This is a genomic window from Priestia sp. BR_2 (assembly GCF_041954005.1).
GTDB lineage: Bacteria > Bacillota > Bacilli > Paenibacillales > Paenibacillaceae > Paenibacillus_AQ > Paenibacillus_AQ lautus_A.
On sequence record NZ_JAVFHM010000265.1, the window covers coordinates 1 to 777 of the forward strand.

The following is a 777-nucleotide window of genomic DNA, read 5'->3' on the forward strand; positions in this document are numbered from 1 at the left end:
ACATATCGGTATGGTATGGAAATGAATAAGAGTTATTAGTAAGATGATAGCAAGGTTTTATGTAATAAAATTTATATTAACTGCACGATTTGCCTACGGTTATGAGGCCGAATAAAACCATTCATCTCCCCAATTAAGAAAACGCTTACATAAAATTGTAAACGATTGTGTCGATAAATACTATAAAAAAGACATACCTTTTAAAAATAGGGCGGTATGTCTTCTATGGATTGCTTACTTAAGTATTCATATTGTGACTCGCTGCAATTTACCATAGCAATGGATTGAGGATAACGCTGTAAATGAGAAGGGAGCTCCTTAAACCCAAACTGATGATAATATTCAGGAAGAATATCGCTATAAAGCATAAAAATAGCGCTGCGCTTCTCCATCTTCATCTTTTTAAAAAAGTCTTCAAGCATATCTCGGCCATACCCCATTCGTTGGTAAAGCTGATGTACAACAACGGACCCAATACCGTGCAAAGCAAATTTTAATCGAGGAGCTTGTAAAAGAAGCAAAATAAATGAACCAATAATTTGATTCTCTTCATTTACGTATACATACCGAATTCCATATGTTTCTTCTTTTTGATTATCTCTAACATACTCTTTGTACGTCCTGCCTTTAGGCCATGCCGCATATCCCATTTGATAGACTTCTGCCAATTCTTCAGACTTTATTTTTCTTAATAACATGAACATCCCCTCTTTATTTATAATCCCATACGTCAGCAGACATTTTTTATAAAGTTAAAAATAGTTCCTGTATGTATAT

At 34.0% G+C, this 777-nt stretch carries 1 protein-coding gene; it reads right to left on the bottom strand.

From position 1 onward, the window contains the following. Nucleotides 1–200: 200 nt before the first annotated feature. The gene (locus RB298_RS20670) at nucleotides 201–698 is read right to left on the bottom strand and encodes a GNAT family N-acetyltransferase (RefSeq protein ID WP_486048328.1); all 498 of its coding nucleotides are present in this window, start codon (nucleotides 696–698) and stop codon (nucleotides 201–203) included. Nucleotides 699–777: the final 79 nt, after the last annotated feature.

Coding starts and splice junctions, on each gene's coding strand:
- RB298_RS20670 (WP_486048328.1), bottom strand. CDS start 698: ATGTTATTAAGAAAAATAAAGTCTGAAGAATTGGCAGAAGTCTATCAA.